The sequence below is a fragment of the Modestobacter sp. DSM 44400 genome (genome assembly GCF_900107175.1).
Classification (GTDB): domain Bacteria; phylum Actinomycetota; class Actinomycetes; order Mycobacteriales; family Geodermatophilaceae; genus Modestobacter.
Map to the genome: position 1 here is coordinate 237,400 of NZ_FNOZ01000001.1, position 14,614 is coordinate 252,013.

The 14,614-nt window shown below is 72.3% G+C and carries 12 protein-coding genes; 3 read left to right on the forward strand and 9 right to left on the reverse strand.

Going from position 1 to position 14,614, the window contains the following annotated elements; all coding sequences use genetic code 11:
* Position 1: 1 nt before the first annotated feature.
* The 4 genes from BLW04_RS01130 to BLW04_RS01145 form a co-directional block, all read right to left on the reverse strand.
* On the reverse strand, positions 2-1,282 hold the full coding sequence (locus tag BLW04_RS01130) for an ABC transporter permease (protein WP_091536256.1): 1,281 nt from the start codon (positions 1,280-1,282) through the stop codon (positions 2-4).
* A 79-nt stretch (positions 1,283-1,361) separates the two neighbouring features.
* Complete coding sequence (locus BLW04_RS01135) at positions 1,362-2,552, reverse strand: ABC transporter permease (RefSeq protein WP_091536258.1); 1,191 nt, start codon at positions 2,550-2,552, stop codon at positions 1,362-1,364.
* Positions 2,549-4,084, reverse strand: coding sequence for an ABC transporter ATP-binding protein (locus tag BLW04_RS01140; protein ID WP_091536261.1), 1,536 nt, complete (start codon positions 4,082-4,084; stop codon positions 2,549-2,551). Before BLW04_RS01140 ends, BLW04_RS01135 begins: the two co-directional genes overlap by 4 nt.
* A gap of 182 nt (positions 4,085-4,266) precedes the next feature.
* Positions 4,267-5,316, reverse strand: a complete 1,050-nt coding sequence (locus BLW04_RS01145) for a BMP family lipoprotein (protein WP_254780961.1) — start codon at positions 5,314-5,316, stop codon at positions 4,267-4,269.
* Between the two features lie 293 nt (positions 5,317-5,609).
* Between BLW04_RS01145 and BLW04_RS01150 the strand changes: the two genes are divergently transcribed.
* Positions 5,610-6,923, forward strand: a complete 1,314-nt coding sequence (locus BLW04_RS01150; protein WP_091536267.1) for a D-alanyl-D-alanine carboxypeptidase family protein — start codon at positions 5,610-5,612, stop codon at positions 6,921-6,923.
* Here the strand turns inward: BLW04_RS01150 and BLW04_RS01155 are convergent.
* From BLW04_RS01155 to hisC, 3 genes are all read right to left on the reverse strand, one after another.
* The gene (locus tag BLW04_RS01155; RefSeq protein WP_091536270.1) at positions 6,904-7,500 is read right to left on the reverse strand and encodes a 2'-5' RNA ligase family protein; all 597 of its coding nucleotides are present in this window, start codon (positions 7,498-7,500) and stop codon (positions 6,904-6,906) included. The genes BLW04_RS01150 and BLW04_RS01155 overlap by 20 nt on opposite strands.
* On the reverse strand, positions 7,497-8,513 hold the full coding sequence (gene trpS / locus BLW04_RS01160; protein WP_091536794.1) for a tryptophan--tRNA ligase: 1,017 nt from the start codon (positions 8,511-8,513) through the stop codon (positions 7,497-7,499). The genes BLW04_RS01155 and trpS overlap by 4 nt, the downstream gene beginning before the upstream one ends.
* Positions 8,514-8,612: 99 nt before the next feature.
* Positions 8,613-9,737 carry a histidinol-phosphate transaminase gene (gene hisC / locus BLW04_RS01165; RefSeq protein WP_091536273.1) on the reverse strand — a complete coding sequence of 375 codons (1,125 nt, stop codon included), beginning with the start codon at positions 9,735-9,737 and terminating at the stop codon, positions 8,613-8,615.
* Positions 9,738-9,817: 80 nt separating this feature from the next.
* On the opposite strand from hisC, the gene galE reads away from it, so the two are divergent.
* A complete protein-coding gene (gene galE, locus BLW04_RS01170; protein ID WP_091536275.1) occupies positions 9,818-10,777 on the forward strand; it encodes a UDP-glucose 4-epimerase GalE in 960 nt (319 codons plus the stop codon).
* A 70-nt stretch (positions 10,778-10,847) separates the two neighbouring features.
* On the opposite strand, the gene BLW04_RS01175 is transcribed toward galE, so the two are convergent.
* Positions 10,848-12,182, reverse strand: a complete 1,335-nt coding sequence (locus BLW04_RS01175) for a hemolysin family protein (protein ID WP_091536277.1) — start codon at positions 12,180-12,182, stop codon at positions 10,848-10,850.
* A gap of 176 nt (positions 12,183-12,358) precedes the next feature.
* Here BLW04_RS01175 and BLW04_RS27955 point away from each other — a divergent pair, with 176 nt between their 5' ends.
* A complete protein-coding gene (locus tag BLW04_RS27955; RefSeq protein ID WP_175483848.1) occupies positions 12,359-13,276 on the forward strand; it encodes a CAP domain-containing protein in 918 nt (305 codons plus the stop codon).
* Between the two features lie 89 nt (positions 13,277-13,365).
* On the opposite strand, the gene BLW04_RS01185 is transcribed toward BLW04_RS27955, so the two are convergent.
* The gene (locus tag BLW04_RS01185) at positions 13,366-14,580 is read right to left on the reverse strand and encodes an NADP-dependent isocitrate dehydrogenase (protein ID WP_091536279.1); all 1,215 of its coding nucleotides are present in this window, start codon (positions 14,578-14,580) and stop codon (positions 13,366-13,368) included.
* Positions 14,581-14,614 lie beyond the last annotated feature (34 nt).

Sequence of the window (14,614 nt, forward strand, 5' to 3'; positions counted from 1 at the left end):
CTCAGTGCTCTCCTCGTCGGTACACGAGCCCGTCGGCCTTCGGCATCCGCAACCGCTGGGAGGCCAGCGACAGCACCAGCAGCGTGGTGATGTGCGGGGTGAAGGACACGATGCCGTCGGGCAGTTCGTCGATGGTCAGGAAGCCGGCCAGCGCCGCCGCGGCGAACACCGCGGCCAGCACGGCCTGCAGCTGCTTGCCCTGCAGGCCCTGGACGACCGATACCGCCGCCAGCAGCAACGCCACCAGCAGCAACAGCGCGACGACCGCGGTCTGGCTGCGCAGCTGCAGGGCGTCGGCGTAGCCGAACAGGCCGGCGCCCGCGGCCAGCCCGCCGGGCCGCCAGTTGCCGAAGATCAGCGCCGCCAGGCCGATGAAGCCGCGGCCGTTGGTCTGGCCCTCGCGGTAGATGTTGGCGATGAAGACCAGGAAGACCCCGCCCAGGCCGGCCAGGGCGCCGGAGACGACCACGGCGATGTATTTGAGCCGGTAGACCGGGACGCCGAGGGAGTCCGCCGCCGCCGGGTTCTCCCCGCAGGAACGCAGCCGCAGGCCGAACGCCGTCCGCCACAGCACCAGGTAGGACGCCGGGATCAACAACACCGCCACGACGGTGAGCACGCCGACGTCGCTGGTCACCCCACGCAGCAGTCCGGCCAGGTCCGACAGTAGGAACCAGTGCTTGGCCTCGAGGTCGCCGAGCAGGTCCGGGCCGGAGGACAGCACCGGCAGTGAGAAGCTCGGTGGACTGGAGGACACCGGTGGTGACTGCGTCACCCCACCACCGGCCGGGTTGTCGGCGTACAGCGTCTCGGACAGGAAGCGCACGGCCCCGCCGGCCAGAATGTTGATCGCCACGCCGGAGACCACGTGATCGACGCCGAAGGTGACCGTGGCGATCGCGTGCAGCAGGCCGCCGAGGGCGCCCATGACCAGCCCGCCGACCACCGCACCGACCCAGCCCCACTGGTAGCCGGCCCAGCCCGCGCCCCAGGTGCCCAGGATCATCATCCCGTCCAGGCCGATGTTCACCACGCCTGCGCGCTCGGAGAACAGGCCACCGAGGGCCGCCAGCGCCAGCGGCACGGCCAGCAGCAGCGCCGCCGACAGCGTCGAGGACGACGTCAGCGCCTGCTCACCGCTGACCACCCGGACCACCGAGAACAGCACCACCAGGCCCACGAACAGCCAGGTCAGCCGGCGCGCGCGGCCGCCGCCGGTGAACAACTCGGTGACCGCTCCGCGTCTCGTGCGGGCCGGCGCCGTCTGCGTCGCGGTGCTCATGACTCGACTCCGAACTCGTTCCGCTCCTCGGTCGCTGACGCTGCCTGCGATGCTCGCTCGCCCGTCGCCTTCGCGGTGCTCATGCGGGGGTCCCCCGCCGTTCGTCACTGGGCTCGCCGGCGCCGATGCCGGCGTGCAGCGCCGGGCCGGTGCCGCCGTCACCGGTCGGAGGCGCGGCCACCACCGAACCGCGCTCGGCCTGCCGGCGGGTCAGCCGGCGGGCGACCTCATTGGCGATGACGACGGCGAGCACGATCGTGCCCTGGATGATCGTGACCACCGAGGACGGGATCTGGGCGATCTGCAGCGGCACCGCGGCCCGGTCGAGGAAGGCGAACAGCAGCGCCCCCAGGGCGATGCCGACCGGGGAGTTACGGCCGAGCAACGCCACGGCGATGCCGAGGAACCCCAGCCCCGAGGTGAACTCGGTGCCGTAGCTGTGGTCGCGGCCCAACAGGTCGGGCAGCCCGATGAGGCCGGCTACTGCTCCGGACAGCAGCATCGTCTTGACCACCATGCCCCGGGCGTCGACGCCGCTGGCCGAGGCCGCCGACGGGGACAGGCCGCTGGCGCGCAGGTCGAAGCCGAACCGGGTCCGCTTGAGCAGCACCGAGACCAGCAGGCCGACGACGAGCGCCACGATCAGGAACCCGTAGAGCTGCCGCGGCGGGTTGGCCAGGCCCAGGAGGTCGAAGATCCCGTTCAGCGACGGCATCCAGCCCGACTCCGGGATGTCCGAGGTGGTGATGATCGACGCGCCGGGCTCACTCCCCCGCAGCGGGCCGGTGAGCAGATAGGACGCCGTCCCCAGGGCGATGAAGTTGAGCATGATCGAGCTGATGACCTCGCTCACGCCGCGGGTCACCTTGAGCACCGCCACGATGCCGGCCCACAGCGCGCCCACCGCCATGGCGACCACGACGATGAGCAGCACGTGCAGCGGCCCCGGCAGGACGACCGCGGCGCCCACGCCGGCAGCCAGCACCGTGGCCATCCGGTACTGGCCCTCGACGCCGATGTTGAACAGGCCGGCACGGAAGGCGATGGCCACGGCGATTCCGGCCAGGAACAGCGGCACGGCGCGATCGAGCACGACCACCAGGGCGGTGATCTGCTGGGATGGGCTGTCACCGAAGTCGACCATCACCCGCAGCGCGTCCAGCGGGTTGACCCCGATGGCCAGCATGACCACCGCGGAGATGATCAGCGCGATGACCACCGCGACGACGGGGGCCAGCGCCGACTGCGCGACGCGCCGGGCCACGCTCATGCGGCACCAGCCGGTTGCGCGGCGCCGGTCATGTGGCTGCCGAGCTCCTCCGGGGTCAGCCGAGCCGGGTCCAGTGCGGCGACCACCCGGCCGCGCAGCATGACCCGGAGGGTGTCCGACAGCCCGATCAGCTCGTCCAGGTCCGCCGAGATCAGCACGATCCCCAACCCCCCCGCCCGCGCGTCCTTGAGCAGTTCCCAGATGGCCGACTGGGCGCCGACGTCGACCCCGCGGGTCGGGTGCGCGGCGAGCAGCAGCCGTGGCGACGCGCTCATCTCCCGGCCCACGATCAGCTTCTGCTGGTTGCCGCCGGACAGCGCCACGGCCAGCGTGTCCGGACCCGGGGCACGGACGTCGTACTCCCGCATGATCCGCTCGGTGTCGGCCCGGGCGCCCTTCCGGTCGATGAACGCACCCTTGGCCGACGGCGGGCGCGTCTGGTGCCCCAGGATCCGGTTCTCCCACAGCGGCGCGTCCAGCAGCATCCCCTGGCGGTGCCGGTCCTCGGGGATGAACCCGATGCCGCCGTCGCGGCGCTGTCGGGTGCTCCAGCGCGTCACGTCGTCCGTGCCGAGCACGAGGGTGCCGCCGACCAGCGGGCGCAGCCCCATGATGGCGTCGACGAGCTCGGCCTGACCGTTGCCCTCAACGCCGGCGATGCCCACGACCTCGCCCTCGTGCACCGTGAAGGAAACGTCGTCGACGACCCGGCGGCCGTCCAGCGAGGCGACGGTCACGCCGGTCAGCTGCAGCACTGGGGCCTCGCGCACGGTGGACGTGCGGGTCGCCGGGGTCGGCAGCTCCGCGCCGACCATCATCTCGGCCAGCTGCTTCGCCGTCGTCGTCCGGGGGTCGGCGGTACCGACGGTGGTGCCGCGACGGATGACGGTGATCGAGTCGGCGACCTTGCGCACCTCGTCCAGCTTGTGGGAGATGAAGATGACGGTGAGGCCCTCGCGCTTGAGCTCGGCGAGGTTGCCGAACAGCTCGTCGACCTCCTGCGGCACCAGGACGGCGGTGGGCTCGTCCAGGATCAGCGTCCGTGCGCCGCGGTAGAGCACCTTGGCGATCTCCACCCGCTGACGGTCGCCGACCCCGAGATCCTCGACCAGGGTGTCGGGATCGAGCCCCAGGGCGTAGCTGTCGGAGATCTCCCGGATGCGGCGGCGAGCCTCGGCCCGGTCCAGCCGGACGCCCTTGGTGGGCCCGCTGCCCAGCACGACGTTCTCCAGCACGGTGAAGTTGTCGGCGAGCATGAAGTGCTGGTGGACCATCCCGACCCCGGCGGCGATCGCGTCGGCGGGACTGCGGAAGGTGACCGGCGTGCCGTCGAGCAGGATCTCGCCCTCGTCGGGGCGGTGCATGCCGTACAGGGTCTTCATCAGCGTCGACTTGCCGGCGCCGTTCTCCCCCACGATGGCGTGCACCTCACCCCGGCGGACCCGCAGCTCGATGTCCTTGTTCGCCACCACGCCCGGGAAGCGCTTGGTGATGCCGCGCAGCTCGACCGCCAGGGGTGCGGACTCGTCCATCGGCGTCTCCTCCGGGATGGGTGCGATGGGACGTCCGGACCGCAAGCGCTCCGGTCCGGGTGGCGGACGACGACGTCGTCGTCCGCCGCCGCCGCCGAGACGGTACACACGGAAAACGGCGGGCCCGGGGGCGTGACGTACGCCCGGGCCCGCCGTGTCCAGTGCTGCTCAGGACGGGGGCATCACGGGGTCTCGGGAACCGTGATCTCGCCGTCGATGATCTTCTGCTTGTACTCGTCGACCTGGTCCTGGATGTCGTCGATGAAGCCGCCGGAGGCCGCCAGGCCGACGCCATCGGTGGACAGGTCACTGACGATGTCCGTGCCGCCCTTGACGTTGCCGTCGACGAAGTCGCCGATGAAGGCCTCGACCGCGTTGTCCACGCGCTTGAGCACCGAGGTCATGATCACCGGCTGGAGGGCCGGGTCGCCGACCGTCTGGTACTGGTCGGAGTCCACGCCGATCGCGCGCTTGCCCGACGCCGCGGCAGCCTGGAAGACACCGATGCCCGAGCCGCCGGCGGCGGCGTAGACGATGTCGGCGCCCTTGTCGTACATGCCCTGGGCGACGATCTTGCCCTTCGCCGGGTCGCTGAAGCCGGAGAAGTCACCGGCCGGCGAGATGTAGCTCACGTCGACGACGATGTCGGGGTTGACCGCTTTAGCCCCGGCGACGTAGCCGGCCTCGAAGCTCTGGATCAGCGGGGTCTCGACGCCACCGACGAAGCCGACGTGGTCGGTCTCGGACTTCAGCGCCGCTGCGACGCCCCCCAGAAAGGACCCCTCGTTGGCGGCGAACTGCAGACCGGTGACGTTGCCGGTTCCCAGGTCCACGCCGGTGGAGTCGACGACGGCGAAGGTGGTCTCCGGGTACTGCTTCGCCACGTCGCCGATGACGTCGCCGTAGGCGAAGCCCACCGCGATGATCGGGTTGTAGCCGCCGTCGGCCAGCTGGGTGAGCAGGTCGGCCCGGTTGGAGGCGTCGCTGTTGGGCGAGAGCTCCTGTACCTCGCCGCCGTTGGTCTTGATGGCCGCCTCGACGCCGGCGTAGGCCGAGTCGTTGAACGACTTGTCGCCACGGCCGCCGGTGTCGTAGGCGAGACCGATCTTCAGGTCGCCGGCGCTGGCGCTGCTGCCGCTGCCCCCGGCCGTGCTGTCGGTCTCGTCGCTGGCGCAGGCCGCAAGGGCCATGCTGCCGGCCAGCAGCAGAGCCGCGGCCTTCATCCCACGCACGTGGCGCAAGACGGTCTCCTCTCTCGGAGGGCGCCGGCCGAGGTTGGTCGGCCACGCCCCGGTGGGGTGGATCGAGCTGATCGCATCCGCCTTCCGGCCGGCCACAGGAAGCAGCCTCACCTGGCGACGGCGATCCGGGCACGCTAACCGCGGGGTCGCCTCGCGGACCCCCTCGCGGAGAGGACCGATGCCGGATCGTTGCCAACCGGCACGGTCGGCCATTCCCCTGGGCCACCGTGGGTGAGGCAGGCCACACGCCTGGCGCGGCGGCGCACCGGCTAACGTCGCTGCCCATGCGCTGCCTGCCGTTCGCGGCCACGGTGGGCGGCCGGTTGCCGGGCGCGCTGGCCGGGTTGCTGACGGCCGTGGTGCTGGTGCTGGGCCCCGGCGGCCCAGCCCTGGCAGAGAGTTCCCGGCCCACCGTCGACCCCGTCGCTCCCACCCCGACCTCACCGTCGGCGGGCGCGCCTCCGCAGGGCACCGCCCCGGACGGCAGCACGGTAGGCGGCGAGCTGCTGGACACCCGGGGCCTGGTCACCGTGCCCGGTGCTCCCCCGGTGCCCGAGGGCATCGACGCCCACGGCTGGCTGGTGGCCGACGCCACCACCGGCGCCGTCCTCGGCGCCCGCGACCCGCACGGCCGCTACTACCCCGCCAGCACCCTCAAGACGCTGACCCTGCTGACCCTGTCGCCCCTGCTGGACCCCGCACTCGTCGTGGCGGGCACGGTGGAGGACGAGGCCATCGAGGGCAGTCGGGTGGGACTGGTGCAGGGTGGCCACTACCCGGTCTCGCTGCTGTTCCGCGCCCTGGTGATGCAATCGGGCAACGACGCGGCCAACGCGCTGGCCCGGGCCGCGGGTGGGGTGGCGCCCACGGTCGCGGCGATGAACACCACGGCGGAGCGGATCGGCGCCTACGACACCGTTGCCGGCACGCCCTCGGGCCTGGACGTCGCGGGTCAATCCTCCTCGCCCTACGACCTGGCCCTGATCATGCGGCAGCTGGTCGCCGACCCGGCCATCCTGGCGGTGCTGCAGACCCGCACCGCCCAGATGCCCGCCGTCGCGGGGCGGAGTCCCGGGTACGAGATCCAGACGCAGGACACCCTGCTCGCCGACTACCCGGGCGCCCTCGGTGGCAAGACCGGCTTCACCGACGCCGCCCGTCACACGTTCGTGGCCGCCGCCGAGCGCGACGGCCGCCGACTGGTGGTCAGCCTCATGCAGGCCGAGCGACGCCCGGTGCACGAGCTCGAGCAGGCCGAGCGCCTGCTGGACTGGGGCTTCACCACCGCACCCGGGACCGGCGGGGTGGGCCGGCTGGTCGATCCGGGCGAGGCCACCGCAGCCCCGGTCGCGATGACGTCCGCCGCCGCGGCCAGCCCGGCTCCGATGACGACTGCGACCACCACGGCCGCCGCGCCGGGCACCCGGGCGTCCTCGTCGGGACGACCGGCCGGGGAGTCACCACTGCTACCCCTCGGCCTCGGCGCCGGGGCGGTGGCCATCGTGGCGGCCACGGTGGTGGGCCGGCGACGCGCCGTCCGCCCGGTGGCCTTCCCGGGCGAGGGCGGCGTGCCGGCGGTCAGCGAGCGGAGCCGGTGAGCGGGTACTCGCGGGCGACGGCCCAGGCGCCGCCGGGCAGCTGCTCGAACTCGGTGAAGGAGTCGACCCGGAACTCGGCCTGCAGCTCGGCCAGGCCGGTGTAGGCGGTGTCGAGCATGTCGGTGGGCACGTCGTGGGCGACGGTGACGTGCGGGTGGTACGGGAAGCTCAGCGGCCGGGCCAGCGGACCGGTGCACACGTCGGTGGCGATCAGCTCGCAGTCGGCGATGCCCCGGGCGACGGCCACGAAGACCACCTCGGAGATGGGGCGGAACGTGCCGGTGCCCGACAGGTGCACGTCGAAGGGGGGATGCCGGCGGGCAATCTCCGCCAGGTGGCCGCTGATCGCCGGCCGGTCGGCCGCGGCGACCTCGGTGGGCGGCAGCAGCGTCACGTGCGGCGGCACCAGGGCGGCCTGCGGGTCGCCCACCTTGCCGCGCCACTCGACCAGCAGCTGGGCCCAGGGCTCGGGCACCGAGACGACCACGCCCAGCACCGTGGTGTCCCGCTGGGTGCGGACCGGGGTGCGGCGGAAGGCGAAGGTGTCCTCGTTCGTCCGCCGGGGTGCCTCGGTCATGGGGCCGCCGGGGACAGGAAACCGACCCGGTCGTACACGGTGGACAGCGTCCGGCCGGCGACCTCCCGGGCGCGCGCGGCACCGTCGGTGAGCACCCGCTGCAGCTCCGCCGGGTCGACGAGCAGCTCCGCCGTCCGCTGCTGGACCGGGGCCAGCGCGTCGGTGACGACCTCGGCGAGCTCCTTCTTCAGGTCGCCGTAGCCACGCCCGGCGAAGTGCTCCTCGAGCTGGGCCACCGTCTGCCCGGACAACGCCGAGTGGATGGCCAGCAGGTTCGTCACCCCGGGTTTGGCGACCGGGTCGGCGACCACCTCGCGGCCTGTGTCGGTGACCGCCGAACGGATCTTCTTGGCGGTCACCGTGGGGTCGTCGAGCAGGTTGATGCATCCAGCCGGCGGCAGGCTCTTGCTCATCTTCTTGTCCGGGGACTGCAGGTCGAGCACCTTGGCAGCCCCCGGCGGGATGAAGGCCTCCGGAACGGTGAACGTGTCGCCGTACCGGCCGTTGAACCGGGTCGCCAGGTCGCGGGTGAGCTCCAGGTGCTGCCGTTGGTCCTCGCCGACCGGCACCCGGTGCGCCTGGTAGAGCAGGATGTCGGCGGCCTGCAGCACCGGGTAGGTGAACAGCCCGACCGACGTCGTCCCGGCGCCCTCGCGGCTGCTCTTGTCCTTGAACTGGGTCATCCGGCCGGCCTCGCCGAACCCGGTGAGGCACTGCAGCACCCAGGCCAGCTGGGCGTGCTCGGGCACGTGGCTCTGCACGAACAGCGTGCTGCGGGCCGGGTCGACGCCGAGGGCGAGCAGCTGAGCGGCGGAGACCAGGGTGCGCCGCCGGAGCACCTCGGGGTCGGGCTGCTCGACGGTGATGGCGTGCAGGTCGACGACGCAGTAGAAGGCGTCGTGGTCGTCCTGCAGGCTCACCCACTGCCGCAGCGCACCCAGGAGGTTGCCGAGGTGGAAGGAGTCCGCCGTCGGCTGGATGCCGGACAGCACGCGGGGAGCAGGCACGCCCATCATCGAACCACGCGCCTCAGGAGTCCACGCTCAGGCTCCCGGGCCGCCCGGAGCCGCGCTGGTCAGGACGGCGTTCAGCGCGGCGCAGCCGCTCCGCTCCTACACCGCAGGTGCGTTGGTCAGCTCGGTGTCCCGCACGTCGTCGAGCGCGGTGATGAAGACGTCGTCCTCCTCGGGGGTGCCCACGGTGACCCGCAGCCCCTCCCCGGCGAACGGTCGGGTGATGACCGCCCGCGCCTCCAGGGCCGCGGCGGTCGCGGCGGTCGCCTCGCCCAGCGGCAGCCAGAGGAAGTTGGCCTGGCTGTCGGCCACCGCGCGGCCGCGCTCGCGCAGGGCCGCGGTGAGCCGGGTGCGCTCGACGACGACGGCGGCGCAGCGCTCCCGCACCTCGTCCTCGCTGGCCAGCGCGGCGACCGCGGCCGCCTGGGCGAGGGTGGAGACGCTGAACGGGACGTGGGTCTTGCGCACCGCCTCAGCCACCGCCGGGTCCTCCGCGAGGAGATAGCCGACCCGGAGCCCGGCCAGGCCCCACGCCTTGGAGAACGTCCGCAGCACGGCCACGTTGGCCCGGCCCCGCATCAGCTCCACGCCGTCGGGTACCTCCGGGTCGGTGACGAACTCGCGGTAGGCCTCGTCGAGCACCACGAGGGTCTCGGCGGGCACCGCGTCCAGGAAGCGTTCGAGCTCGGCCCGGCGCACCGCCGTCCCGGTGGGGTTGTTCGGGTTGCAGACGAAGACCAGCCGGGTGGTCTCGTCGGCCGCGGCCAGCAGGCCGTCCAGGTCGTGGGTGTCGGCCGGCCCGCCAGGCGTGCCGGGCACGAGCGGCACCCGGACGGCGCGGGCACCGGCGACCTCGGCCAGCAGCGGGTACATCTCGAAGGACCGCCAGGCGAAGACGATGCTGGTGCCCGGGTCGTTGAACGCCTGGGCCAACTGCTGGCAGACCGTCACCGCGCCGCAGCCGGTGGCCACCTGCGCGGGCTCCACGCCGTACCGCTCGGCCAGGGCGGCAGTCAGGACCGTCGCCCCGTTGTCGGGGTACCGGTTGGTCTCCCCCGCGGTCGCGGCGATCGCCTGCACGACCGCCGGCAGCGGGGGGAACGCCACCTCGTTGCTGGCCAGCTTCACCGCCCGCTCGACGCCGATCTCGCGGGCGAGGTCGGCGGGGTTGCGGCCGGGCCGGTAGGCCGGCAGGGCGGCGACCGCGGGACGTGCGCTGACCACGACTGTTCCTCCTGCACCTGCCGCCCCGGGGCACGCACCGTTGTGCGACCCCGGGCCGGCGACGTCTCTAGGGTGGGCCCATGCGCGTACTCGTCGCCGGCGGTGCCGGCTACATCGGCAGCGTAGTCACCGCGGCCCTGCTGGAGTCCGGTCACGAGGTGACCGTGCTCGACGACCTGTCCACCGGGCACGCCGACGCGGTCCCGGAGGGCGCGACGCTGGTCCGCGCCTCGCTGCACGACTCGGCCCCGGTGCTGGCCGACGTGCGACCCGAGGCGGTGCTGCATTTCGCGGCCAAGAGCCTGGTAGGGGCCAGCCAGGTGACACCGGAGGACTACTGGCACACCAACGTCGGTGGCTCCCTGGCGCTGCTCGAGGCGATGCGCGCGGCCGACTGCCGGCGGATCGTGTTCTCCTCGACCGCGGCCACCTACGGCGAGCCCGATGTGGTCCCCATCCCCGAGGACGCGCCCACCCGCCCGACCAACACCTACGGGGCCAGCAAGCTGGCGGTCGACCACATGCTGACCTCGTACGCGGTGGCGCACTCCTTCGCCGCGGTCAGCCTCCGGTACTTCAACGTCGGGGGCGCCGCCTACGGGTGCGGTGAGCGGCACGCCACCGAGACCCACCTTATCCCGATCGCCCTGCAGGTTGCCGCGGGCACCCGCGACGCGCTCACCGTCTTCGGCGAGGACTACCCCACACCCGACGGCACCTGCATCCGTGACTACGTGCACGTCACGGACCTGGCCGCCGCGCACCTGCTGGCGCTGCCGGCGCCGGCGCCGGCTGAGCACCGCATCTACAACCTGGGCAGCGGCACCGGCTTCTCGGTCCAGCAGATGGTCGACGCGGTCCGCACCGTCACCGGGCACCCGGTGCCGGTGGTCGTGGGGGCCCGGCGGACCGGCGACCCGGCCCGGCTGGTGGCCAGCTCCGCGCGCATCCACCGGGACCTCGGCTGGGCGCCCGAGTACACCGAACTCACCGAGATCGTCGCTGACGCCTGGGAGTTCGCGCAGCAGCGCACCGCCTGAAAGAGCACCCGGCCCCTCTGCAGGGTCCCGCTCGCGAGCCTGCGAGCGGCGGCGGGCAGGGGGTCCTTTCTCAGCCGGAGGCCGGCTCCGCGGAGACGCCGTCGGCGCCGGCCTCGGGCTGGGGCGCCGGGGACACCGAGATCCGGGCGATGCGCCGGCCGTCGAGCTCCTGCACGGTCAGCCCCCGACCCTCGACGCTCACCGAGTCGCCGATCACCGGCAGGCGACCGAGGTCGGCCAGCACGTAGCCGGCCACGGTCTCGTAGGGGCCGTCGGGCAGCTGGAGGCCGGTGGCGACGGCGAAGTCGTCGAGGTTGAGCAGCCCGTCGACCTCGTGCGGACCGCCCGCCGGGTCGTCGGTCTGCGGGGCGACCTCCTCGTCGTACTCGTCGTAGATCTCCCCGATGACCTCCTCGATGAGGTCCTCGAGGGTGACGATGCCGTCGGTGCCGCCGTACTCGTCCACGACGATCGCGAAGTGCCGGTTCTCCTTGCGCATCTCCGACAGGGCAGTGAGGACGCCGGCGGTGCCGGGCAGCTGTTTCACCTCGCGGGCCAGGTCACCGACGGTCGCCGCACGCCCGGCCGGGTGGTTGGGCAGGAACAGGTCCCGGACGTGCACGAAGCCCACGACGTCGTCCTCGCTGCGCCCGACGACGGGGTAGCGCGACCAACTGGAGTCGGCGACCTGCTTGGCCGCGCGGCTGGCGGTCATCGACGCGTCGAGGAAGTCGACCTCGGTGCGCGGGGTCATCACCTCGCGCACCTCGCGGTCACCGGCCCGGAAGACGTCGTCGATCAGCCGGCGCTCGTCGCTGGTCAGCGACTCGTGGGCGGCGACCAGGTCGCGCAGTTCCTCCTGGCCGATCGCCTCGCCGCTGGCCCTGGGGTCACCGCCGAGCAGCCGGACCAGCAGGTCGGTCGAGCGGGACAGCAGCCAGATGATCGGGCGGAAGACCACGGCGATGCCGTTGAGCGGGGCGGCGACCAGCAGTGAGAAGCCCTCGGCGCGCTGCAGCGCCAGCCGCTTGGGGGTCAGCTCGCCGACCACCAGCGACAGGTAGCTGATCGCAATGGTCACCAGCACGAAGGCCAGCGGCTCGGCCAGGCCGGGCTGCACGCCCCGGCCCATCAACCAGTCGCCCAGCGGCCCGGAGAGCGTGCTCGCGCCGAACGCTGCGGAGAAGAAGCCGGCCAGTGTGACGCCGACCTGGACCGCGGCCAGGAACCGGTTGGGCTCCGCGAGCAGCTTGGTCAGCGCCTTGCCGCGGCGGCCGCCGGACTCGCCCAGCGAACGGACCTGGGAGTCCCGCAGCGACACCAGGGCGATCTCGGCGCCGGAGAAGGCGCCTCCGATCAGCACGAAGGCGAAGACCATGACGATGTTGAGCCATACGTCGCTCACCGGCGGCGTGCTCCTCCGGGGATGTCGTGCGCGACGGGGCTGTCCCGCGTCGACCACGGTAGTGGCCGATACCGACCGTGGTGCCGTCCCACGTCGGACTCCGGTCACACCAGCGTTGACCGCAGACCACTTCCCGTGATCGCCTGCTCACGGTTAGTCTTTTGTGATAACAATTCGTGATCTTCGAGGACGTGCCCGTGCGCCACCGCCCCGTTCCACCGCTCTCGCCCAAGGCCCGCGCCCGGCACTCCCGAGCAGCCGGTTCCCGATCACGCCGACACCCCGCCTGGGCTCCGCTCGCTCTCCTCGCCTCGGCGCTCGTCGTCGCGCTGGCCGCCCTGCTGCTCGCTGGTCCGGCCGGTCCACTGCTCGAGGACGCCGCCGGCGGTGCCGCTGCGACCGCAGATCCCGGAGAGGCCGTCGCCGACCAGGCGCGGCCCTCGGCCGGCACGCTGCCGTCCGCCCGACCACCGGCACTCCTACCGTCCGTGGTGGCCGACGCACCCGCAACGGCGACGACCGTCCCGCCGTCCACCAGTCCGGTCGGGGACGAGCCGGTCGCGCCCACACCCACCACGTCGCCGGCGCCCGCGTCGGAGTCCGATCCCGATCCCGATCCCGATCCCGATCCCGATCCCGATCCTGGGGCCAAGCCCGTGCCCGAGCCGGTGGCGGCAGCCGTTCCGGCGCCGGATCCGGTCCCCGCCGTAGCGGACACCCCCGCTGGCACGGAGCCCGTCCTGGCCCTGGTCAACCAGCTGCGTACCGCCGCCGGCTGCGCAGCGGTGACCCCGGACGACGGGCTGGCCGGCGTCGCCCGGGCGCACAGCGCGGACATGCGCGACCGGACGTACTTCAGCCACACCGATCCGGACGGGCTCTCGCCGTTCGACCGGGCAGACCGGGCCGGGGTGACCAACGCCCGCGCGGAGAACATCGCCCGCGGCCAGGCGGACGCCGCCGCAGTGATGGACGCTTGGATGAACAGTGCCGGGCACCGGCGGAACATCCTGGACTGTTCGTACCGCACGATGGGCCTGGGGATCGCCAGCGGCACCGGTGGTCCCTGGTGGACCCAGATGTTCGGCGTCTGAACCAGCGGTCCGAGCCCCGTCCCCCTGACACGCGACGGCCCCCTCGACCGCAGGGGGTCGAAGGGGCCGTCGTCGGGCAACGCGCGAGATCAGGCCATGGCCTTCTGCAGGTTGGTGTCGATGGCCGCCAGGAAGTCCTGGGTGGTCAGCCACGGGCTGTCCTTGGAGATCAGCAGCGCGAGGTCCTTGGTCATCTGGCCGCTCTCGACGGTGTCGATGCAGACCTTCTCCAGCGTCTCGGCGAACCGGGTGACCTCCGGGGTGCCGTCGAGCTTGCCTCGGTGGGCCAGGCCCCGGGTCCAGGCGAAGATCGACGCGATCGGGTTCGTCGAGGTCTCCTTGCCCTGCTGGTGCTGGCGGTAGTGGCGGGTGACCGTGCCGTGGGCGGCCTCGGCCTCGACCGTGCGGCCGTCCGGCGTCGAGAGCACCGAGGTCATCAGGCCCAGCGAGCCGAAGCCCTGCGCGACTGTGTCGGACTGCACGTCACCGTCGTAGTTCTTGCAGGCCCAGACGTAGCCGCCCTCCCACTTGAGCGAGGCGGCGACCATGTCGTCGATGAGCCGGTGCTCGTAAGTGATGCCGGCGGCCTTGAACTGGTCGGCGAACTCGGTGTGGAAGACCTCTTCGAAGATGTCCTTGAAGCGGCCGTCGTAGACCTTGAGGATCGTGTTCTTCGTCGACAGGTACACCGGGTACTTGCGCGCCAGGCCGTAGTTCAGCGACGCGCGGGCGAAGTCCCGGATCGAGTCGTCGAGGTTGTACATCGACAGCGAGATGCCCGCGCCCGGCGCCTGGAAGACCTCGTGCTCGATCGGCTCGGAGCCGTCCGACGGTGTGAAGGTGACCGTCAGGGTCCCGGCGGAGGGGAACCGGAAGTCGGTCGCCCGGTACTGGTCGCCGTAGGCGTGGCGGCCGATGATGATCGGCTTGGTCCAGCCCGGCACCAGGCGCGGGACGTTCGCCATGATGATCGGCTCGCGGAAGATGACGCCACCGAGGATGTTGCGGATCGTCCCGTTCGGGGACCGCCACATCTTCTTCAGACCGAACTCCTCGACCCGCGCCTCGTCCGGGGTAATGGTGGCGCACTTGACGCCGACCCCGTGCTGCTTGATGGCGTTGGCGGCATCGATCGTGACCTGGTCGTCGGTGGCGTCCCGGTTCTCCATCCCGAGGTCGTAGTACTCGAGGTCGACGTCGAGGTACGGGAGGATGAGCTGGTCCTTGATGAACTGCCAGATGATCCGGGTCATCTCGTCGCCGTCGAGTTCGACGACCTTGCCCTCGACCTTGATCTTGCTCACGTGGTGGGTTTCCCTCTCTGCGGCTCTGACCAGT